General features: G+C 62.6%; 22 protein-coding genes and 1 tRNA gene. 10 read left to right on the top strand and 13 right to left on the bottom strand.

The genetic code is table 11. The features are described 5' to 3' along the window. Window positions 1-38 precede the first annotated feature (38 nt). The 3 genes from QMX97_RS07475 to QMX97_RS07465 are packed head-to-tail and all read left to right on the top strand — an operon-like array spanning window position 39 to window position 3562. Entirely contained in the window at window positions 39-1232 is a 1194-nt protein-coding gene (locus QMX97_RS07475; RefSeq protein WP_262134002.1) for a CaiB/BaiF CoA-transferase family protein, read from the top strand. Beyond that, entirely contained in the window at window positions 1229-2170 is a 942-nt protein-coding gene (locus QMX97_RS07470; protein WP_282396638.1) for a hydroxymethylglutaryl-CoA lyase, read from the top strand. Before QMX97_RS07475 ends, QMX97_RS07470 begins: the two co-directional genes overlap by 4 nt. Before the next feature lie 60 nt (window positions 2171-2230). Then, the gene (locus QMX97_RS07465; protein WP_065899441.1) at window positions 2231-3562 is read left to right on the top strand and encodes an MFS transporter; all 1332 of its coding nucleotides are present in this window, start codon (window positions 2231-2233) and stop codon (window positions 3560-3562) included. Here QMX97_RS07465 and QMX97_RS07460 read toward each other — a convergent pair whose 3' ends face one another. Then, window positions 3563-4051 carry a DMT family transporter gene (locus QMX97_RS07460; RefSeq protein ID WP_065899440.1) on the bottom strand — a complete coding sequence of 163 codons (489 nt, stop codon included), beginning with the start codon at window positions 4049-4051 and terminating at the stop codon, window positions 3563-3565. Between the two features lie 77 nt (window positions 4052-4128). Here QMX97_RS07460 and QMX97_RS07455 point away from each other — a divergent pair, with 77 nt between their 5' ends. The 4 genes from QMX97_RS07455 (at window position 4129) to QMX97_RS07440 (ending at window position 6801) form a co-directional block, all read left to right on the top strand. Next, a complete protein-coding gene (locus QMX97_RS07455) occupies window positions 4129-5046 on the top strand; it encodes a LysR family transcriptional regulator (protein WP_282396637.1) in 918 nt (305 codons plus the stop codon). 12 nt (window positions 5047-5058) lie between these two features. Then, on the top strand, window positions 5059-5469 hold the full coding sequence (gene fos / locus QMX97_RS07450; protein WP_120447828.1) for a fosfomycin resistance glutathione transferase: 411 nt from the start codon (window positions 5059-5061) through the stop codon (window positions 5467-5469). 44 nt (window positions 5470-5513) lie between these two features. After that, on the top strand, window positions 5514-6155 hold the full coding sequence (locus QMX97_RS07445) for a LysE family translocator (protein WP_282396636.1): 642 nt from the start codon (window positions 5514-5516) through the stop codon (window positions 6153-6155). 118 nt (window positions 6156-6273) lie between these two features. Then, window positions 6274-6801: a DUF4142 domain-containing protein gene (locus tag QMX97_RS07440; RefSeq protein WP_016975135.1), complete on the top strand. Its 528-nt coding sequence runs from the start codon at window positions 6274-6276 to the stop codon at window positions 6799-6801. 53 nt (window positions 6802-6854) lie between these two features. Here QMX97_RS07440 and QMX97_RS07435 read toward each other — a convergent pair whose 3' ends face one another. After that, window positions 6855-7280: a low affinity iron permease family protein gene (locus tag QMX97_RS07435; RefSeq protein WP_065899436.1), complete on the bottom strand. Its 426-nt coding sequence runs from the start codon at window positions 7278-7280 to the stop codon at window positions 6855-6857. A 179-nt stretch (window positions 7281-7459) separates the two neighbouring features. On the opposite strand from QMX97_RS07435, the gene QMX97_RS07430 reads away from it, so the two are divergent. Further along, window positions 7460-8284: a GNAT family N-acetyltransferase gene (locus tag QMX97_RS07430; protein ID WP_282396635.1), complete on the top strand. Its 825-nt coding sequence runs from the start codon at window positions 7460-7462 to the stop codon at window positions 8282-8284. Here the strand turns inward: QMX97_RS07430 and QMX97_RS07425 are convergent. From QMX97_RS07425 to QMX97_RS07410, 4 genes are all read right to left on the bottom strand, one after another. Continuing rightward, window positions 8243-8743, bottom strand: a complete 501-nt coding sequence (locus tag QMX97_RS07425) for a methylated-DNA--[protein]-cysteine S-methyltransferase (RefSeq protein WP_106804878.1) — start codon at window positions 8741-8743, stop codon at window positions 8243-8245. The two genes, QMX97_RS07430 and QMX97_RS07425, sit on opposite strands and share 42 nt — an antisense overlap. Window positions 8744-8833: 90 nt before the next feature. Next, window positions 8834-9244: a type II toxin-antitoxin system HicB family antitoxin gene (locus QMX97_RS07420; RefSeq protein ID WP_282396634.1), complete on the bottom strand. Its 411-nt coding sequence runs from the start codon at window positions 9242-9244 to the stop codon at window positions 8834-8836. 23 nt (window positions 9245-9267) lie between these two features. Continuing rightward, entirely contained in the window at window positions 9268-9450 is a 183-nt protein-coding gene (locus QMX97_RS07415) for a type II toxin-antitoxin system HicA family toxin (protein ID WP_065899432.1), read from the bottom strand. A gap of 168 nt (window positions 9451-9618) precedes the next feature. Further along, window positions 9619-10512, bottom strand: coding sequence for a LysR family transcriptional regulator (locus QMX97_RS07410; protein WP_106804877.1), 894 nt, complete (start codon window positions 10510-10512; stop codon window positions 9619-9621). A 95-nt stretch (window positions 10513-10607) separates the two neighbouring features. Between QMX97_RS07410 and QMX97_RS07405 the strand changes: the two genes are divergently transcribed. Then, the gene (locus QMX97_RS07405) at window positions 10608-11771 is read left to right on the top strand and encodes an MFS transporter (protein ID WP_282396633.1); all 1164 of its coding nucleotides are present in this window, start codon (window positions 10608-10610) and stop codon (window positions 11769-11771) included. After that, window positions 11768-12964, top strand: coding sequence for an MFS transporter (locus QMX97_RS07400; protein WP_282396632.1), 1197 nt, complete (start codon window positions 11768-11770; stop codon window positions 12962-12964). Before QMX97_RS07405 ends, QMX97_RS07400 begins: the two co-directional genes overlap by 4 nt. A 96-nt stretch (window positions 12965-13060) precedes the next feature. On the opposite strand, the gene QMX97_RS07395 is transcribed toward QMX97_RS07400, so the two are convergent. From QMX97_RS07395 to uca, 7 genes are all read right to left on the bottom strand, one after another. Continuing rightward, window positions 13061-13366 (bottom strand): DUF6482 family protein, encoded by a 306-nt coding sequence (locus QMX97_RS07395; RefSeq protein WP_282396631.1) that lies wholly within the window; start codon window positions 13364-13366, stop codon window positions 13061-13063. 20 nt (window positions 13367-13386) lie between these two features. Beyond that, on the bottom strand, window positions 13387-13911 hold the full coding sequence (locus tag QMX97_RS07390) for a DUF3833 domain-containing protein (RefSeq protein WP_106804874.1): 525 nt from the start codon (window positions 13909-13911) through the stop codon (window positions 13387-13389). Between the two features lie 198 nt (window positions 13912-14109). Further along, window positions 14110-14183: transfer RNA gene (locus tag QMX97_RS07385), tRNA-Gly, on the bottom strand. A gap of 208 nt (window positions 14184-14391) precedes the next feature. Then, window positions 14392-15276: an alpha/beta hydrolase gene (locus QMX97_RS07380; protein WP_106804873.1), complete on the bottom strand. Its 885-nt coding sequence runs from the start codon at window positions 15274-15276 to the stop codon at window positions 14392-14394. 304 nt (window positions 15277-15580) lie between these two features. Then, window positions 15581-16273: a 16S rRNA pseudouridine(516) synthase gene (locus QMX97_RS07375; RefSeq protein ID WP_282396630.1), complete on the bottom strand. Its 693-nt coding sequence runs from the start codon at window positions 16271-16273 to the stop codon at window positions 15581-15583. Further along, on the bottom strand, window positions 16263-16469 hold the full coding sequence (locus tag QMX97_RS07370) for a cysteine-rich CWC family protein (protein WP_065899424.1): 207 nt from the start codon (window positions 16467-16469) through the stop codon (window positions 16263-16265). Before QMX97_RS07370 ends, QMX97_RS07375 begins: the two co-directional genes overlap by 11 nt. 47 nt (window positions 16470-16516) lie before the next feature. Continuing rightward, window positions 16517-20134 carry an urea carboxylase gene (uca, locus tag QMX97_RS07365; protein ID WP_282396629.1) on the bottom strand — a complete coding sequence of 1206 codons (3618 nt, stop codon included), beginning with the start codon at window positions 20132-20134 and terminating at the stop codon, window positions 16517-16519. Window positions 20135-20276 lie beyond the last annotated feature (142 nt).

Below are 20276 nucleotides of genomic sequence, written 5' to 3'. Positions count from 1 at the left end.
GCCTTGGCCGCACATTCCAAGAACAAGAGGTACACCCCATGACGGCTCCCCTGAGCGGTATCAAGGTGATCGAGATCGGTACGCTGATTGCCGCGCCGTTCGCCGCCCGGCTGCTGGGCGAATTCGGTGCCGAGGTGATCAAGATCGAAGCCATGGGCCAGGGCGATCCACTTCGCAAATGGCGAAAGCTGCACGAAGGCACATCGCTGTGGTGGTACCTGCAATCGCGCAACAAGAAGTCCCTGGCGCTGGACCTCAAGTCCGCTGAAGGCCTGGGCCTGATCAAGCAGCTGCTGGGCGACGCCGACGTGCTGATCGAAAACCTGCGCCCCGGTGGCCTGGAAAAACTCGGCCTGGGCTGGGACGTGCTGCACGCGCTCAACCCCAAGCTGACCCTGGTGCGCATCTCCGGCTATGGCCAGACCGGCCCTTACCGCGACCGCCCAGGCTTTGGCGCGATCGGCGAGGCCATGGGCGGCATTCGCTACACCACCGGCAACCCGGATTCGCCACCGGCGCGGGTCGGCGTGAGCCTGGGTGACTCCCTTGCCTCGTTGCACGGTGTGATCGGCGCGCTGATGTCGCTGCTGCGGGTCAAGACCGGCCAGGGCGACGGGCAGATTGTCGATGTGTCCCTCGCCGAAAGCGTGTTCAACCTGATGGAAAGCCTGGTGCCGGAATACGACATGCTCGGCCACGTGCGAGAACGCAGTGGTGGCGCCTTGCCTGGCATTGCGCCGTCCAATACCTACCTGACCGCCGACGGTGCTTATGTGGTGATCGCCGGCAACAGCGACCCGATCTACAAGCGCCTGATGACCACCATCGGCCGCGTCGACCTGGCCGAAGCCCCTGAGTTTGCCCACAACGACGGCCGCGCGGCGAAGAGTGGACTGCTGGATGCCGCGATCACCCACTGGACCAGCAGCTTGCCCATCGACCAGGTGCTCAGCGCCCTGGAAGCTGCCGAAGTGCCGGCCGGACGCATCTACTCGGTGGCGGATATCGTCAGCGACCCGCATTACCAGGCGCGCGAAATGCTGCTCGATGCCGAGTTGCCTGGCGGTGTGTCGGTGAAGATGCCCGGCATCGTGCCCAAACTTTCCGAAACCCCCGGTGGCGTCAACTGGCAGGGCCCGGCCCTGGGCCAGCACACCGATGACATCCTTGGCAGCCTGGGCCTCACCGGCGCCGATATCCAACGCCTGAAAACCTCGGGAGTGGTGCAATGATCACTGACTATGGCGACCCGCTGATCGTGCAGGAAGTCTCCCCGCGCGATGGCCTGCAAATCGAACCGACCTGGGTCGAGACCGTCGACAAGATCGCGCTGATCGATCAGCTGTCGCTGGCCGGTTTTTCGCGTATCGAAGCTGGTTCGTTTGTGTCGCCCAAGGCCATCCCCGCGTTGCGCGACGGCGAGCAGGTGTTCCAGGGCATCGCGCGCAAACCCGGGGTGATCTATGTGGCGCTGATCCCCAACCTCAAGGGCGCCCAGCGCGCCATCGAGTCGCGCGCCGATGAGCTGAACCTGGTGATGTCCGCCAGCCAGACCCACAACCTGGCGAATATGCGCATGCGCTGCGAGGCCTCGCTGGCAGCATTCGGTGACATCGTGCGCTTTGCCGGCGATCACCCGGTGCGCCTCAATGGCAGCATCGCCACCACCTTCGGCTGCCCGTTCGAAGGCAAGATCGATGAAGACCGCGTGCTACAGATTGTCGACGCGTATCAAGCCCTCGGCATCCAGGGCATCAGCCTGGCCGACACCACCGGCATGGCCAACCCGCGCCAGGTGGAACGCCTGGTCAAACGTGTGTTGCAGCGCGTGCCGGCGGGCGACCTGACCCTGCATTTCCACAACACCCGCGGCCTGGGCTTGTGCAATGTGCTGGCTGCCTACGAGGCCGGCGCCCGACGTTTTGATGCGGCGCTGGGTGGCCTCGGCGGTTGTCCGTTTGCGCCGGGGGCGTCGGGCAATATCTGCACCGAAGACCTGGTCAACCTGTGTGACGAGGTCGGCATTCACACCGGTATCGACCTGCCGCACCTGCTGCATATGTCCCGGCGCTTGCCGGCCTTGCTTGGCCATGAGTTGCCCGGCCAGGTGGCCAAGGCCGGGCGCAACAGCGACTTGCATCCGCCACCGGCCTACATCGCCACGCTGTAACGCCGCACCAGACAACAAAAACAATCGGACGCCTGTGAGCAGTCCGCTGGAGAGAAACCCATGAGCACTAATACGTTGGAGGCCGGCGCGCGCCCGGCCGCTGAAATCGATGCCGAAAAAGCCCTGGTCAGCAAGGTCGCCTGGCGCCTGATGCCGCTGATCATGGTGTGTTACCTGTTCGCGTTTTTTGACCGTATCAACATCAGCTTCGCCAAGTTTCAGCTGCAAACCGACCTGAGCCTCAGCGACACCGCCTACGGCCTGGGCGCCGGTTTGTTTGTGGTGGGCTATGTGATCTTTGAAGTGCCGAGCAACATGATGCTGTACAAGGTCGGCGCCCGGCGCTGGATCGCGCGGATCATGATGTCCTGGGGCCTGGCCACGGCGGCCATGGTGTTTGTCACGGCCGAGTGGCAGTTCTATGGCCTGCGCTTCATCATCGGCGCAATGGAGGCGGGCTTCGCACCTGGCGTGTTGTACTACCTGACCCTGTGGTTCCCGCAGCATTTCCGTGGGCGCATCACCTCGATGCTGTTCCTGGCCTCGGCCTTCGCCGGCCTGGTGGGTGCACCGTTTTCCGGCCTGGTGCTCGAGCACCTCGACGGCGTACTGCAGATGCGCGGCTGGCACTGGCTGTTCCTGCTCGGCGGCTTGCCGTGCATCGGCCTGGGGTTCCTGGTGTTGACGTTGCTCAAGGACCGCATCGAAGACGCCCATTGGCTGACTTCTGCGGAAAAGGCCTTGCTGTCGAGCCGCATCGCCAAGCATGAGCCGAACACCCATGGCGGTTCACTGCTGTCGGCGATACGTATTCCGGGTTTCTTGATGCTCGGCTTTATCTACTTCCTGATCCAGGTGGCGTCCTACGGCCTCAACTTCTGGGCACCGCAATTAATCCGCAGCGCCGGCACCCAGAGCCCGGTAATGATTGGCCTGCTCACGGCCATCCCGTATGTGTGCGGTGCGATCAGCATGGTGGTGATCGGGCGTCTGTCGGATGCCACCGGCGAGCGCCGCAAGTTTGTCTGCGGCCTGGTGGTGCTCGGCGCGGTGGGCTTCTTCAGTGCCGGGATCTTTGCCGACCACACGACGTTCCTGATCATCGCCCTGGGCATGTTGGGCGCGGGCATCATCGCCTCGATCCCGACCTTCTGGACGTTGCCTCCCAAGCTATTGGCCGGCGCCGGTGCGGGCGCTGCGGGTGGGATCGCGGTGATCAACACCCTCGGGCAGTTCGGTGGGATCGTCAGCCCGGTAATGGTGGGGCGGATCAAGGACCTGACCGGCAGCACCACCCCGGCGCTCTACGTGATCGGGGTGTGCGCGCTGTTGGCCGCGGCGCTGCTGCTGTGGGGCCTGCCGCAGAAACTGCGCACCCTCGACAAAGGCTGATCAGCCCGCCGTCGCCAAGGCCCGGGCCGGCGTGGCGCTGAACTGAATCAACGCCACGCCGCCGATCAACAGCAACGCCCCCAACACGCGGGGCGTTGTCAGTTGGCGCTCCACCAGGCCGAACAGGCCGAAATGGTCGAGCAGCAGCGAGGCAAGAATCTGCCCGGCCATGGCCAACGCAATAAACCCCGACGCGCCCAGCTTGGGCAGCAACATCAACGCCAGGGAAATAAAACACACCCCGAATGCGCCGCCGGCCCACATCCACAACGGCGCCTTGCTGATGAATGCGAGGCTTGGCAACGGCAGGCGCAGCGCTATGATGACCGGCAGCAGCACGATAATGCTCACCAGCAACGAGGCGAGCGTGGCCCAGAGTGGGTGGCCAAGCCCGCGACCGAGGTTGGCGTTGATCGCGCTTTGAAACGGCACCACCGCGCCGGCAATCACCGCCAACGCCAATAATCCCAGCCAGTGCAACGTGGTCATGGTGAATCTCCCAGAGGTTTTGCTGGACTCTAGGCTATTCGTCGCGCAAATTTAAATTCCAAATTCTTATGTCAGGCATGCAGCTGATGAATGATCTGCGCCGCATCGACCTTAACCTGTTGGTGATCCTCGACGCCTTGCTCAGTGAGCAACACGTCACGCGGGCCGCCGAGCGCCTGCACCTGAGCCAGCCCGCCGTCAGCCATGCGCTCGCGCGTCTGCGTGACCTGCTGGGCGACCCGTTGCTGGTGCGCCAGGGCGGCAGCCTGGTACCCACCGCCCGCGCCCTGGAGTTGGCGGCACCGCTGGCTGAAGCATTGGCCCAGGTGCAGGCACTGCTGGCGCCGAATCGCTTCGACCCGGCCTCGGCCAAGCGGCGTTTTCGGCTGGCGATGTCGGACTACAGCGCGGCGATATTCCTGCCCGGACTGGTGCGCACCCTGCGCCGCGAAGCGCCGGGCATCGACCTGCAAATCATCCAGGCCAGCCGTGAAGGCATGGTCGACGGCGTGCTCAACGGCGACCTCGACCTGGCCGCTGGCGTGTTCCCTGACATGCCCGCCGAACTGCGCACCACGCCATTGTTCGACGAGCACTACACCTGCCTGGTGGACCGCGCCAGCCTGCCGGAAGGCGGTGTGCTGGACCTGCCCACCTACCTGTCGCGGCCCCATGTACTGCTGGAGATGCGCGGCAGCGGCACGCCGGAAATCGAGCGCGCGCTGACGGCGATTCGTGAGCGCCGACATGTGGCGATCAGCCTGCCGCACTGGGGCGTGGCGCCGCAGTTGATCCAGGGCACGGACCTGATCCTGACCGTCTCATCCCGAGGCTTGCTGAACATCGACCATCAGCACTTGATGGCCGTACCGCCGCCGTTTCATATTCCCTCGTTTGCGTTCGAGCTGGCGTGGCATACGCGTCGCGGTGGGGATTCGGGGTTGCAGTGGTTGAAAGAGCAACTGCAGGGTGTATTGTCCGTAGGCCCCCGATAACAGGAAACACACATGCTTTCAGGCCTCAACCACCTGACCCTGGCCGTCACCGATCTGGAGCGCAGCGTGCGCTTCTACCATGAGCGGCTGCACCTGAAACTTGACGCCACCTGGGACACCGGTGCCTACCTCTCCTTGCCGGGCCTGTGGCTCTGCCTGTCGCTGGACCCTCTTCGCGGGTCGGTGCCGGCGGCGGATTACACCCACTACGCGTTTACCGTTGAGGCGGCTGATTTTACTGCGCTGGTTGCCCAGCTGCGCGCCGCCGGCGTTCAAGAGTGGCGCGACAATCGCAGTGAAGGGGCTTCGTTCTACTTCCTCGATCCCGATGGCCACAAACTCGAAGCGCATGTTGGCGACCTGGCCTCGCGTCTTGAGGCCTGTCGCAACAAGCCCTATGCCGGGATGAAGTTTTACTCCTAGCGCACATCCACCACACCTTTCCACCGTCTGTCAGAGTCGTGCCCATGACCCCATCCTTGCTGTTTGCCGTCCTCGCCTCGGGTTTCATCTACGGTATTACGCCTGGGCCAGGCGTGCTGGCCGTATTCGGCATCGGCGCCGCCCGTGGCCGACGTGCCGGAGCGGGTTTTCTATGCGGGCACTTGCTCGGCGACGTGGTGTGGTGCAGCACCGCGCTGATCGCGATTGTGGGCGCGCGCGAAGTCGGCAGCCGTGCATTTGATGTATTGGGTGTGCTCAGCGGGTTGTACCTGTTCTGGCTTGGCTGGCGCGCGATCCGCACCCAGCGCCGCAGCAGTGATACGCCTCAGGGCGCCGCGCGGCATCCGTTCTGGCACGGCATCCTGTTCGGCCTGACCAACCCCAAGGCCTACCCGGTGGCCGTGGCGACGTTTACTGCGTTGCTGTCCAGCCGTGCCGAACTGCTGACCTGGGCGATGCTGCCTTCGTTGATCCTTCTGAGCTTTGTCGGCGGCCTGCTGGCCTACGCGATCCTGATCGGCGTGGTCGGTGCCCAGCGGGTGCGTACCGTGTATCAGCGGCATGAAATCCTGATCACCCGACTCTGTGGCGTGATGCTCATCGGCTTTGCCATCAACGCCCTGGCCCATGCATTGCCGGGGCTGTTTGGCAGCAAACCGGCCTGAAGCGGCAGCGACCGTTCGTCGTACTGGCGAGTTTTTTCTAAACCTTTGCCGCCGTAAAAATTCGAATTCAGGGCGGGGTGTAGTCCCCGCACCCATTTTTGCCCTGGAGGAACCCATCATGAGCCGCATGGCTATCCGGTTACGCACCGCCAGTTTCGCGATGCTGCTGGGCCTCGGCGCCAGCAATGCTTTCGCCCAGTCGCCTGCTGAATTCATCGAGCAGGCTTCGGCCAAAGGTATGGCCGATATCGAAACCAGTCGCATGGCCCACGCCAAGACCTCGTCCCAGGAAATCAAGGACTACACCATCGAGGTGATCAACGAGCGCACCCTGGCCAACCAGCATCTGGCCGCCATTGCCAAGAAGCTCGACCTGCCGGTGGCGCCGCGCGAGAAGATTGTCGACAAGGCCGAGACCTTGATGCCTGAACTCAAGGACGGCGACTCGTTCGACGCCGCCTACACCGCCCAGCAGGTCAAGGAAAACGAAGACGCCATCGCCCTGTTCAAACAGGAAGGCGCAGCGTCGGATGTGCCGGAAATCAAGGCATTGGTGGATGAGACGCTGCCCAAGTTGGAGGAGCGCCTGCAAAAAGCCCGTGCCCTGGCATCGACCTACGGTAAAGGTCATCAAGGCGACGGCTGACACTTTCGCCGGTAGCAAAAACGGCGGTTGGAGCACATCCAACCGCCGTTTTTTTATGCCTGGTTCAAATCGGTTTTATTCGGCACCGCATCGTCGACGGCTTCACCGCAACTGCTATTGAGCGTGACGCTGCCGGTGGCGCCGATGCTGCGGTATTCCTTGCGCAGTTTTTCCAGCTCCTTGCGGTCCAGCCCGTCCAGGCTCAGCACCGCGTTCTGCGCATCCTTGGACACACGCAGCAGTTCGTCGATCTTGATATGCAGGATGTCGTTGTCGCGGTTTTGCGTGTTCTGGATCAGAAACACCATCAGGAAGGTGATGATGGTGGTCGAGGTGTTGATGATCAGTTGCCAGGTGTCGTTGTAGTGGAAGTAGGGTCCGCTCAGGCTCCACAGGAAAATCAACGCGACGGCCGCGTAAAACGTCCGGGCACTGCCTGCCCAGCGGGACAGAGATTGGGAGACTGCGGAGAATTTCATGACCGTTTTCCTCAAGGGTGGGTGATGGAAATACTGACCGCAGGGATGCTCTGAAATTTCTTTTTACAATTGCTGGGCGTGATCGGAGGTATGCGCTTTTTTTACAAGTGTTTAGGAGGGGGCCTACGCCGCCCCTGCCGTGATGGGCGCGAGACTGGATTTTTATCCGGATATTGCTCATGCACGCTGACGTCGCCTGTGACCTGCCCATGCTCTACCACCGAACCGAGGACCACTATTTTGCCGCGACATGCTCGCTGCATCGCCGCCACAACGCCTGTATCAACGCTTATCTGACCGACGAAGCGTTGGACCCCTTTAACCTGTTATTCATCCGGGTAGGGAGTGGCCCCCTGGGCGACGCGGTGGCCGCGATAGTGGATGTGATTCGCGGTACAACGCTGGATATACGCGTGGTGATCCATGAGGAAAAGGTCGAGGGGTTGCGTGACGTACTCACGGAGCTGGGCTTCCAGGCGGCTGAAGTTACCACCGCGATGGTGCTCGAACAGTCGCACCTTGTTCCGCCGACGAGCGACAGCGCCGTGCAGATCAGCCTGACGCAGCACCTGGACGACTGGGCAGCTCCGCTCGGCAATGCGTTTTCGATGCTGCCCGAAGGCCTCGCGCGCTATCAGGCCCGGCACGAACGGGCGCTTGAGGCGGGTGAGGCGCTTTACCACTTCATCTTGTCCAGCGAAGGGCAGGTGAGGTCTTCGTTAACGTTGTCGATGTGTGACGGGGAAGCGCGGCTGAATGATGTCGGCACGCTCATGGACTCTCGCGGACGAGGCTACGCCACCCAATTGATTCAAGCGGCCTTGCGTCACGCTACGAGCCTGGGCGCCGAACGGTGTTTTCTTGAAGCATCGACGCAGGGCTTACCGCTGTATCGAACGTTGCGCTTCGCGCGCTTATTCGACTACCAGTCGTTTGTTCGTGGACCCCTCGCCGCGCCGTCATCAGAAGGCCATTTTGACTTGCCCGCGATCCTCGAGCCGTAACAGATACTGCTTGGCCTCAAGCCCCCCGGCAAAGCCGGTCAGCCCGCCTGACGCGCCAATGACGCGATGGCACGGTGCGATGATCGAGATGGGGTTACGACCATTGGCCGCCCCCACGGCACGCACGGCCTTGGGGTTGCCGATCTGTTGGGCGATCTGGCTGTAGCTGCGGGTTTCGCCGAAGGGGATGGTCAGCAGTGCCTGCCAGACCTGCCTCTGAAATTCAGTGCCGGCGAAGTCCAGTTCCAACTCGAATCGATGGCGCGTACCGGCGAAATATTCCGCCAGTTGACGCTTGGTTTCCAACAGCACCGGGCTGTCATTGGCTTCGTGCAAGGCGCCCAGGCGCACACGGTTGGCGCGCTCGCACTCCCACAGAATGGCACTGAGTTTGCCGTCGCGCGCCACCAGGGTGAGGACGCCGACAGGGGAGGGCATGAGGGTGTATTCGTAAGCCATGATCGAGCTCCTGGGTGGGCGGGTATGGGTTCAATCTAGCGCAGCCCGCGCCACTGAAAACTTCGTTTCTTGCGGTTGAATTCAGGCCGGTCAGTGCGCTTGCTGCAGCACTTTGAGCGCCGCAGACGCGAGGAAACCCGAGCGGCTTTTTTCCTCGGGGTGATGCAGCACGTATTCATCGATGCGGTTGAGCAAATAGCCCGGCAGGGTGATGTTGAGCTTTTGCGCCTTGCCCAGGTACTTGGTGACATCAATGTCCACCACCGCCCAGGTGCAGCCGGCGTACTGTGGGTTGGCTGCATGCACGGTGACTTTCTGCGCGCTGGGGATCGCTGCACCGTCTTCGGCAAGGATCTCGAAGTGCCCTTCAATGGCTTCACGCGCCATGGCCATGGCGTCATCGAGGTCGTCGCCTGCCGAGAAGCAGCCAGGGATATCCGGGACTTCCACGCCCCAGGCATGGTCTTGGTCGCCGGTTGAAATTGCGATGGGATACAGCATGTTCGTTGTCCTCCAGGGACGGCTTAACTCAGCAGAGCTTGTTTGAGAATGCTCTTGGCGGTCTTGTCCAGCAGGTCCTTCTTTGGATGAGGGATCGTTACCAGCCCCGGTTTGGTCGGGTGCCTGAAGTGATGATGACTGCCCCTGATGCGGACCAGATACCAGCCATCGGCAACGATGTGCCCCATCAAATATCGGCTATCCACAGCACCTCCTTGTGGTGTGTGTTGGTGGTGACTATAACCACGAAAAATAAATTATCAACACTATACCTACCAGCGGTCGGCGACCGGTATTTCGGTAGGCGGTATCTGGAGTGTATGACCGCGCAGGAAGGGCGTTTGGAAGAGGTATTGCGGGGTTTTGCGAATGCGTCAGCGAGACGGCATGACCTCTGCGATCACGGCGAGGAACGCGTCGACCAACACACTGTGTCTGTGTGTGGGGGTCAGCACCAGCAACTGTGCGCACGCATCCGCTTCCACCAAGGGTCGATAGGTGACGCCCTTGTTCATCAAGCTGCGGGTACACGCCGGCACCAGCGCGACCCCTTGCCCGGCCGCGACCAGCGCGATGATCGAGGTGATCTGTCGCCCGGTCGGCCCGGCACGCAGCGGCACGCCGTGGTGGCGGTAAAGTTGCTCGATGGACTGGTTCAGTCCCGAACCGTAGTCGGCGGGAAACAGGATCAGGGGATAGGTGCTCAGTTGGGCCAGGCTGATGTGCGCTTGCTGGGCCAGCGGGCTGTCGCTGGACACTGCGGCCACCAACGGCTCCTGACCCAGCGACAGCGCCTGCACCTGCTCGTTTTGCGGCAACAACCGGCTCAGGCCGATATCCAGCCGCCCGTCCGCCACCTGCGCTCCGAGGCTGCCGGAAGCGCATTCCACCAGCGTCAATTGCACATCGGCAAAGCGCTGGGCAAAGGCCTGGATGGTCTGGCTGAACAAATCCGAGAGGGCAATCGAGCTGACGTAACCCAATGTCAGCTGCCCGGCAGTGCCCGCCGCGAGTTTGGCGGCGATCACCTGCGCGAGTTCCACCTGTTCGAGTACGCCACGGGCGTAGGGCAAAAACGCGCGGCCTTGGGCAGTGAGGGTCACCGTTCGGCTGGTGCGATCAAACAGCTTGAACCCCAACTCGGTTTCCAGCGCCGAGATCTGCCGGGTCAACGGTGGCTGCGCCAAGTGCAGGCGCAAGGCGGCGCGGCCGAAGTGCAATTCTTCGGCGACCGTCAGAAAGTAACGCAGCTTGCGTAGGTCGAGCATCCTGATCCTTGGGTATTGATCGGTCGGAAATCGGTATTGGTCACGATCATGCCGCTCATTCTATAAAGGCGTTACAAAATAAAACGAGAGGTTTCATGAAACCGCGCCTGCATTGTGCCCGCCTTGCCCTGTTCCTGTGTGGCTGCGCGGCGTTTCTCAACCTCTATGCGACCCAGAGCATTCTGCAGACCTTTGCCGCGCAGTTTCATATCAGCGCCAAGGCGGCAGGGTGGAGCATCACCGTGACCACCCTGGCGGTGGCGATCACGGCCCCTTTCGTCAGCCGCCTGACCGGGCGTTTCGAGCAGCGCAGCGTGATCGCCGTGGCTGCGCTGTTGCTGGCGGTGCCGGCGTTGATGACAGCCTATGCCGACAGTTTCGCCGAAGTGTTGGTGTGGCGCTTTGTCGAGGGCATGTTGATTCCGGTGGTGTTCGCCACCAGCGTGGCTTATATCGGCGACCGCTGGAGTGGCGGCACAGTGACTGAAGTCACCAGCCTGTATGTCGCGGGCACCGTGTTGGGCGGGTTCGCCGGGCGCTTTGTCACCGGGGTGATGACCGAGTACGTGGGCTGGCGCGAAGCCTTTGAATTGCTCGCGGCCCTGAGTTTGATGGTCGGCGGGTTTATCCAGTTTCTGCTACCACCCAACCGCGCGAGTACGGTCGCGGTCAAAGCCTCTTCATCGGGGGTGTTTCGCCTGCCTTTGCTCGCCGCTTACGCCGTAGGTTTCTGCGTGTTGTTCTCGCAAGTCGCGGCGTTTACCTACGCAGGTTTGCACCTTGGCTTACCGCCTTTCAATCTCGGGCCTGCAGCGTTGGGCACGCTGTATATGGTGTTCCTGTTGGCGTTGATCGTGATCCCCATCGCCGGGCGTCTCAGCAAAGCCCGTCCGCACACCGAGTTGCTGACGGTCGCTGCGGTGCTCGGCGTCAGTGGCTCGGCGCTGACCCTGACGTCGTCGCTGTGGTGCATCGTGGTGGGCCTGGCGCTCAGTTCCACCGGCGTGTTCCTCGCGCAGGCCGCCGCAAATGCCTACATCAGCGCCACCGCCGATGGCAACAAGGCGCGCGCTGTGGGGCTGTATCTCACCTGCTACTACCTCGGCGGCAGTTGCGGCGCCATCGTGCCGGCCTTGATCTGGGAACGCTGGGGCTGGGCGGGCTGCGTGACGCTGATCATCGGTTTCCAATTACTGACGTTGCTGATCGCCTTGACCGGCTGGAAGCCGCCTAAACCCGAGCTGATTCCTACCTCATGAACGACACCGTCGCTGTGCCTGCGTCTGAAATATCCACTCGCCGTCGCGTGCTGTTCGCCGGTTGCAGCGCTCACGCCATCCACGATGGACTCACCGACGCCATCTACGTGCTGCTGCCTATCTGGCAAGCTCAGTTCGCCTTGTCCTACGCGCAGATCGGCCTTTTACGCGGCGCCTATTCCGGGATGATGGCGGTGTTCCAATTGCTGGCCAGCCGCGCCGCCAAACGTTGGGGCCGCGTACCGCTGCTGGTGGGGGGTACGGCGTTGGCAGGGTGTGCCTACCTGTTGGTGGGGCAGGCGACCGGATTGACGCTGTTGCTGGTGGCGCTGTTGCTGGGCGGCTTGGGCGCCAGCACTCAGCATCCGCTGGCATCCTCGATGATCACCGACGCCTATGAGGACGGGGGCGGGGTCAAGCAGGCGCTGTCCCAGTACAATTTCTCCGGCGACATCGGCAAAACCCTGATCCCGGGGCTGATCGGCCTGCTGCTCACCGTCATCAGTTGGCGAGCGAGCGCCACACTGCTGGGGCTGATTGGCCTGGCGGCGGCGGGGCTGTTGTGGTGGCTTATTCCTATTCAAGCCTGCGAATCCACCGTCAGCAAAAAAGCCAGGCCGCTCAAGGGCGTCGGCTCCGTCACTGGCCTGCGCGCATTGATCCTCACCGGTACGCTCGACAGTGCCGTGCGCATGGGCTTTCTCACGTTTCTACCGTTCCTGCTGCAAGCCAAGGGCGCCGGTACCGCCGGCATCGGCCTGGCGCTGACGATGCTGTTTATCGGTGGCGCCTTCGGCAAATTGCTGTGCGGTTACCTCGGTGCACGCATTGGCATGATGAAGACCGTATGGATCACCGAAACCAGCACTGCGCTGCTGATCGTTGCCGCCGTATACCTGCCGCTGACCGGGTTGATGGTGATGTTGCCGCTGCTGGGGTTGGCGCTCAATGGTACGTCTTCGGTGCTCTACGGCGCGGTGCCGGACCTGGCCGGCGCGGGCAAGCGCGAGCAGGCGTTTGCGCTGTTCTACACCGGCACAATCGGCGGCGGGGCGCTGGCACCGGTGGTGTTTGGCGGCGTGGGGGACGCGCTGGGTGTGCCGGTGGCGGTGATGGTGCTGGCAGGAGTCTTGTGTGTGACGTTGCCGCTGGCGTGGGTAGTGCAGCAGGGAGTGGACAGGAACGAACGATGATCGCTTTTCGCAGGTGAAACTCAGTTTCGTCCTACGTCATGACCTGGGCCTCCTGGGTTGGAGCGTTCGCGCTTCATCAACGGATGAAGCCAGGATTCAAAGTGTCGCCGCCAGCGAAAACGGAATGCGCAACGCCCCGATCGGCCCTTCGCGCGTACCGCACATCTCGTCATGAACGCAGTGCTGCACCAGTACACACGGAAACGGCGGAACCCTTTGCAACACATCGCGCAAATGCGTGGTGGAGCCGATGCGCATCGGCTTCCCGCTATTGTCCAGTAACGTCATTTCGACGTCATCCAGTCTCACGCGAGCGATATAGAAACCGCCTTCCAGCGACAACAATTCCAGCTCACGTATTTCGCCTTTCCCAGCCAGTTCGGCCAGCTGTTGCAGATTCATGATTGAGCCTCGCTTCAGGGTCATTGGCGACGAAAGAACAAAGTGACCTGACCCCACTCGACACCAAACTTGGACATGCTCGAGCGGTTGATCAGGGTGTCCTCGTCCATCAGATACATCCAGTCGTCAAAGCTGACTTCGTAGACGGAGCCATCCACCGGTAGGTTGAGACGGTAGCGCCAACGCAGTGCGTTGCCCGCCACCTCGCCGATAGCTTCGCCGACCACGTCTCCTGCCCGACCGCGCCAGCGTCCCGGGCCGTCCGGGGTCAGCGTCCAGATTCGTTGCTGACGCGTGCCGTCGCTGTAGAGAAACCGCTCGTCGAGAATCAACGCATCGCCCTCGCGCCGGCTGGCGATATTCACCTCAAAGCGCTTGGCGACTTCACCCGAACGCTTCTGGAAGATGCCCCAGGCTTTCACGGGCTTGCTGAAGAAACGCTCCAGGTCCAGCTGCGGTTGCTGGCCGGCGTAGTGATCGACCCCCACGTTGCCGCAACTGCTCAAACTCAACACCAGCAACAATGAAATCCATAGACGCGTCATTGTCCGGCTCCATGAAGGTGCGCGGCGTAGTGCCATCGCTCAGGATTGATACTTGTACAAAAATATTGATTTGTACATGTTTGTGCGAGGCGACTGACGAGTAGCACAAATCCCACCCATAAAAAAACCGGCCACCAAGGACCGGTTTTTTTAGGCCTCCCTCGTCAGAACCATCCTGACGTGGGCGCAAAATCTGAGTGGAGCGGGTAGAGGGAATCGAACCCTCGTCGGAAGCTTGGGAAGCTACTGTTCTACCATTAAACTATACCCGCTCAGAGCGGCTGACTTTGTACCAGATGTGCGCCGGGATTTGAAGTTTTTCTTCGAAAAATGTGTGGGTTGCGTGCGCCAGGCGAGGCAGCAAACTGATCTCGGTGGGGCGCGAGCGTGCGTAAGGGCTGGGTTTGCCCGCGATAGATGGACCTTTGGGGTCAGGCTATCGCGGGCAAGCCAGTGCCTAGGCACGCTGGCGAGCGTGTTTCAGATGGCGAAGGCATGCTGGGTCTGGCCCTGGTGATAGCGCAATCGGTTGACCTGCCGCTCGGGTTTGAGAAAACCCACCACCGCCGCACGACTGTCCCGGCACGCCGCCTTGTGCTCCATGTCCAGGAAGTGCCCGGTCGCCTGGATGGTGCTGAAGCTGCTGTTCGTCACGTACTGCCCGAACTGCCTGGCGTCATCGGCGCTGGTGTATTCGTCCCACTCGCCGTTCAAGAACAGCACCGGTACGTCGATCTGCCGTGCGGCCTTGAGGTAGCACAGGCGGTCACTGTGCAGCACCTGGCTGATGTGAAAATGCATCTGCCCGTACTCGTGCTCGGCCAGGCTGCTCACATGCTTGTAGTTGAAACGCTTGAACAGGGACGGCAAGTGTTTGCCGATGGTGCTGTTGACCAGGTGGCCGACGCTGTGGCGATCAAGGTTGCCGAGGTAGTCGACACCACGCTCCAGATAGTCGCGCATCGGCGCGTTGATCACCGGGGAGAACGAGCTGATCACAGCCTTTTCCACACGGCGCGGGCGGTGGGCGAGGGCGACCAGGGTCGCGGCGCCGCCCCAGGAAAAGGACAGCACGTGCTCGGCCGCGAAGTGGTCGATCAGTTCCAGCAGGATCTGGCCTTCGACTTCTTTCGTCAGCATGTGCTCATGGCGATTATGGATCTTGGAGCGACCGGCGTAGGGCTGGTCGTACAAAACCACATTGAATTGCGGGTACAGGCTTTTCACGGTTTGGGCGAAGGATGCCGTGGTGGCCATGGAGCCGTTGACCAGGATGATGGTCTTTTCAGCAGCGTCCGCGCGATAGAACTCCGTGTAAACCCGATACTGACCCTGTATATCCAGCACAGCGATTTCTGGCCTCATGTCGTAAGACTCCTGGCAAGCGGGTAGGGCGCGCAGATCACTCTGCACGAGCTTTGTGACAGGTAGGCATACGCCTGGAAAATGAGGGCCCATGTCGATCCGATGACGGCTGGCCGACGGGTGTTGTTATGGCGGGCTGTTTGCCTGGGAGGCCCGTAGATCAAGCGCGGGCGGGGCAAGGTGTTTCTTGGAGGTTATAGGCGACTCGCCAGTCATAATTTGGCTGACGGTTTGATTCAAGCAGTCGAGTGGCCAGCTCGCAAGCCGGCAGACGGGTTTTTTGCCATCACCGGCTGAACGGTCGTCAGACCTGTCGGATTTCTTCCTCGGACAACGCCCTATACTCGCCTGGCGCCAGGCTCAGGTCCAACACCAACGGGCCCATCCGCTCCCGGTGCAAGCCCGTCACTTTGTTGTTGAAATGCCCGAACATGCGCTTCACCTGGTGATAGCGGCCTTCGATGATGCTCAGGCGTGCGGTCCTGGGCCCCAGCAACTGCAGATCGGCGGGTTGCGTGGTCAGGTTTTCAAACGCGAAATACACGCCCGCCGTAAAGGTAGCCGCGTAGTGCGGGCCGATGTCCTGCTCGGTCTGCACGAGATAGACCTTGGGCAGCTTGGTCTGCGGTTGCGTCAGGCGCCGTGACCACTGGCCATCGTTGGTGATCAGCATCAGGCCCGTGGTGTTGAAATCCAGACGACCGGCGATGTGCAGCTCGTCTTTGTCCGGCTCATCCAACAGGTCCAGGACCGTGCGGTGTTGCGGGTCAGCGGTAGCGCTCACGCACCCCTGGGGTTTGTGCAGCATGAAGTAACGCGCTGCGCGGCCCGCCTGCAACACTTCAGCGTCCACGCACACGCGGCTGAATTCGCGTACTTCATGGTGAGGATCGCTGACGGCGACACCATCAACGCTGACACGCCGCTCGACCAGCAACACCCGCACTTGCTGGCGATTGAAACGCGGCAGATTGCTGAGGAAACGGTCAACGCGCATGGCGAATCTGTTCATCGACCTGCGCGCACCGCGGGCACAGGCAGGCCTTGTTGCGCAGTTCATCGGGCAGCGCTTCAAGTATCGCCGGGTCGATGGTGACGCTATAGCACCAGCAAGGCTGATCGGCGGTACGTGGGTCGGCCAGGGTGCAGTCGTTGCGGGCACCGCAGGCAGGGCAAAGGGTTGGCGTGGTCATGGTCGGTCGGGCAGGGCCTCGGAAGTCCCTGCACGATACAGCGCCGTTCAGTCGCGTTCCAGCACGACGACCCGCTGTCCGGCACCGATGCTGCTGCCCGGCTGTACTGGAATCTTGCGCACCACCCCGGCAAACGGCGCCAGCACCGGGATCTCCATTTTCATCGACTCCAGGACCACCAGCACATCGCCGGCCGCCACGCGCTCACCCGAGCTCACCTGGACTTGCCAGAGATTGCCGGCGATATGGCTGTCGATGCTGTACTCATTGGCTTGCAACGGTGTGTCCTGCGCCAGCGGCGGCGCTGACTCTTCACTGTCGAAATGCGCCTGGCCGCTGGCGATCCAGCGTTCGCGCTCGGCGTTGAAAGCGTGCTGCTGGTGCTCACGAAAGGCGTCGATCGTGGAGGCTTCCCGCGCGAGAAATGCCTGGTAATCCGCCAGGTTCAACGTGCTGTCTTCGATGCTCAGCTCAAAGCGCCCCAGGGGAAAGTCCCGCCGAATCTGCAGCAGTTCCTGCGCGCTCACCGGGTAGAAGCGAATCTGGTCGAAAAACCTTAGCAGCCATGGCTTGCCATCGAACGCCGCTACCTCTCGATAGCGGTTCCACATCTGCAGCGTGCGCCCGACGAACTGATAACCGCCGGGGCCTTCCATGCCGTACACGCACAAGTAGGCGCCGCCGATGCCCACCGAGTTCTCGGCGGTCCAGGTGCGCGCCGGGTTGTACTTGGTGGTCACCAGCCGGTGGCGCGGGTCGAGCGGCGTGGCCACCGGTGCGCCGAGGTAGACGTCGCCCAGGCCCATGACCAGGTAGCTCGCCTCGAACACGGTGTGGCGCACTTCATCGAGGTTGGCCAGGTCGTTGATACGGCGGATGAACTCCAGGTTGCTCGGGCACCAGGGTGCGTCCTTGCGCACGGTGGTCATGTATTTTTCGATGGCCAGCTGACACGCCGGGTCGTCCCAGGACAACGGCAAGTGCACGATGCGCGACGGCACCTGCAGGTTTTGCCGGGCGCACACGGCGCTCCACTCGCTGGCGATCAGTGCCAGCAGATCCGCCAGGGGCAGTTGTTCGGGCTGGTAGTGGATCTGCAGGGAGCGGATGCCCGGCGTCAGGTCGATCACGCCGTGCAGCGCACGGGCTTCGAAGGCTTGCATCAGGGCGTGGCCGCGAAAACGCAGGACCAGGTCCAACTCGGCGGCACCGATTTCCAGCAGCAGATGGGTGTCGCCTGCGAGGCGGGCGACCAGGCGGGTGTCGTCCTCGCTGATATCCAGCACCACCGGCGACCTGTAGGCGCCCGGCGTGCCGGGGATGGCGGCGCCTTGGTCAGCCTGAAGAACCGAGTTGTCGGCATCGCTGGCAAGCTTGCTCCTGCAGACGCGGTTCTCGTTCATGGCCAGTTCGCGGGCGGTCTTGAGGTCGACCGGCTCGAAGCGCACCTTGTCGCCGGCCTTGAGCTGCCCCAGTTGCCACAGGTCCGCCTCGATCACTGTCACCGGGCAGACGAAACCGCCGAGGCTCGGGCCATCCGGGCCGAGGATCACCGGCATGTCGCCGGTGAAATCCACCGCACCAATGGCATAGGGATTGTCGTGGATATTCGACGGATGCAGCCCCGCCTCCCCGCCGTCCATGCGTGCCCACGATGGCTTGGGCCCGATCAACCGCACGCCGGTACGGCTGGAGTTGAAATGCACTTCCCACGGCGTGGCAAAGAAGGTGTCGATGTACTCCGGCAGGAAATATTCCGGCGCGCCGTGGGGGCCGTAAATCACTCGCAGCGTGCGCACCTGCGGCAGCGGTTCGGCGAGGCACTGCTGGCCAGCACTCGCGTCCAGCAGCGGCGCCAGGTGCAACACATCCCCGGCGCGCAACGCCCGTCCACCATGGCCGCCGAACTGGCCGAGGGTGAAGGTACTTTTACTGCCCAGGTAGTCCGGTACTTGCAGCCCGCCGCGCAGGCACAGGTAGCTGCGCGCGCCGGCGCCGGCGATGGTGCCAAGGCTCAACACCGCGCCGGCCTCGATCAGCAGCGCGGTGTTCATCGGCACCGGCTGCTCATTCAACAACAATGGAATGTCCGCGCCGGTCACCGCGACCACCGCCGCACAGTTGAAGCGCAGCAGCGGCCCGCTCATGGTGATTTCCAGCGCGGCGGCGCCGTCGTCATTGCCCAGAAGGCGATTGCCCCTGCGCAGCGCGCGGCTGTCCATCGGCCCTGACGGTGGCACGCCCACGGCCCAGTAACCGAGGCGGCCGGGATAGTCCTGCACGCTGGTTTGCGTGCCGGCGCTGAGCACCTCGAAGGTGTTGGCGACGTAGACCAGATCTTCCAGGCAACGCGTCCAGGGCCGACCGCTGGCGAAGGGGGCTGCGAGCAGAATCTGGCGCAGGTAGTCGCGGTTGGTTTCCACCCCATACAGCTGGCTGTCGCTCAAGGCCTGGTGCAGGTCCAGGCGCGCCTGTTCGCGGGTCGGGGCCCAGGCGATCAGCTTGGCGATCATCGGGTCGAAGTACGGCGGGATCTCACACCCGGCCTCGACCCACGTGTCGATGCGCAGGCCTTCGCCTGCGGGGAAGTCCACACAGGTCAACAGCCCTGGGCTCGGCTGGAAGTCGCGGCCGGGGTCCTCGGCGTACAGCCGCGCCTGGATCGCATGGCCCCGAGGCTTTACGTCCAACTCACTCAACGGCGGCAGTTCACCCGCCGCCAGTTGCACCATCCAGCGCACCAGGTCCACGCCCCACACCTGCTCGGTGACGCCGTGTTCCACTTGCAGGCGTGTGTTCACTTCAAGGAAGTAGAAGCGCCCGTCGGCGCTATCAAAGATAAATTCCACGGTGCCGGCGCTGCGGTAATTCACCGCCTTGGCGAGGGTGATGGCGGCTACACACAAGGCCTCGGCCATGCCTTCGGGCAGGTTCGGCGCCGGGGTTTCCTCAAGGACTTTCTGGTTGCGCCGCTGCACGGAGCAGTCGCGCACGCCGAGGGCGATCACGTCACCTGCGCCGTCGCCGAACACCTGCACTTCAAGGTGACGCGCGTGCTCGATGTACTTCTCGATAAACACACCGGCGTCGCTGAAATTGTTCTGGCCCAGGCGTTTGACCGCCTCGAACGACTCGCTCAACTGCGCCGCGCTGCGGCACACGCGCATGCCAATCCCGCCGCCGCCGGCGGTACTTTTCAGCATCACCGGGTAGCCGACGGTGTCGGCGGCCCGCAACGCAGCGTCGAGGCTGTCGAGCAGCTCGGTGCCTTCCAGCAGCGGGATGTGCTGTTGCCTGGCCAGGGCGCGGGCGGTGTGCTTGAGACCGAACACGCGCAACTGTTCGGGCGTCGGCCCGACAAAGGCAATGCCCGCGTGTTCACAGGCTTGGGCAAAGGCGGCGTTTTCCGACAGGAACCCGTAGCCCGGATGAATCGCCCTGGCACCACAGGCCTTGGCGGTCGCGAGGATTTTTTCCACCGCCAGGTAGGTCGTGGCGGCGGCGCCTTCACCGAGGCTGTAGGCCTCGTCGGCGTGTTGGATATGCAGGCTCGCCGCATCGGCTTCGGCATAGATGGCGACGCCCTTGACCTGCAGTTCGCGCAAGGTGCGCAGGATGCGGCAGGCGATGGCGCCACGGTTGGCGATCAACAGTTTTTCGAACATGGCAAAACCCTGCGGGCCGTCCCGCAAAGTGAGGGAGCACTTCGGTCGTCCGAAATGCATGCGGTCAGTGTGGGAGCGGGCTTGCTCGCGAATGCGGTGTTTCAGTCAATCTATGTATCGCTGACACACCGCCTTCGCGAGC

This window comes from Pseudomonas sp. PS01298, from assembly GCF_029959745.1.
Classification (GTDB): domain Bacteria; phylum Pseudomonadota; class Gammaproteobacteria; order Pseudomonadales; family Pseudomonadaceae; genus Aquipseudomonas; species Aquipseudomonas aylmerensis.
The sequence above is the reverse complement of the archived record's forward strand: the minus strand, read 5'-3'. Positions and strand labels throughout refer to the sequence as shown.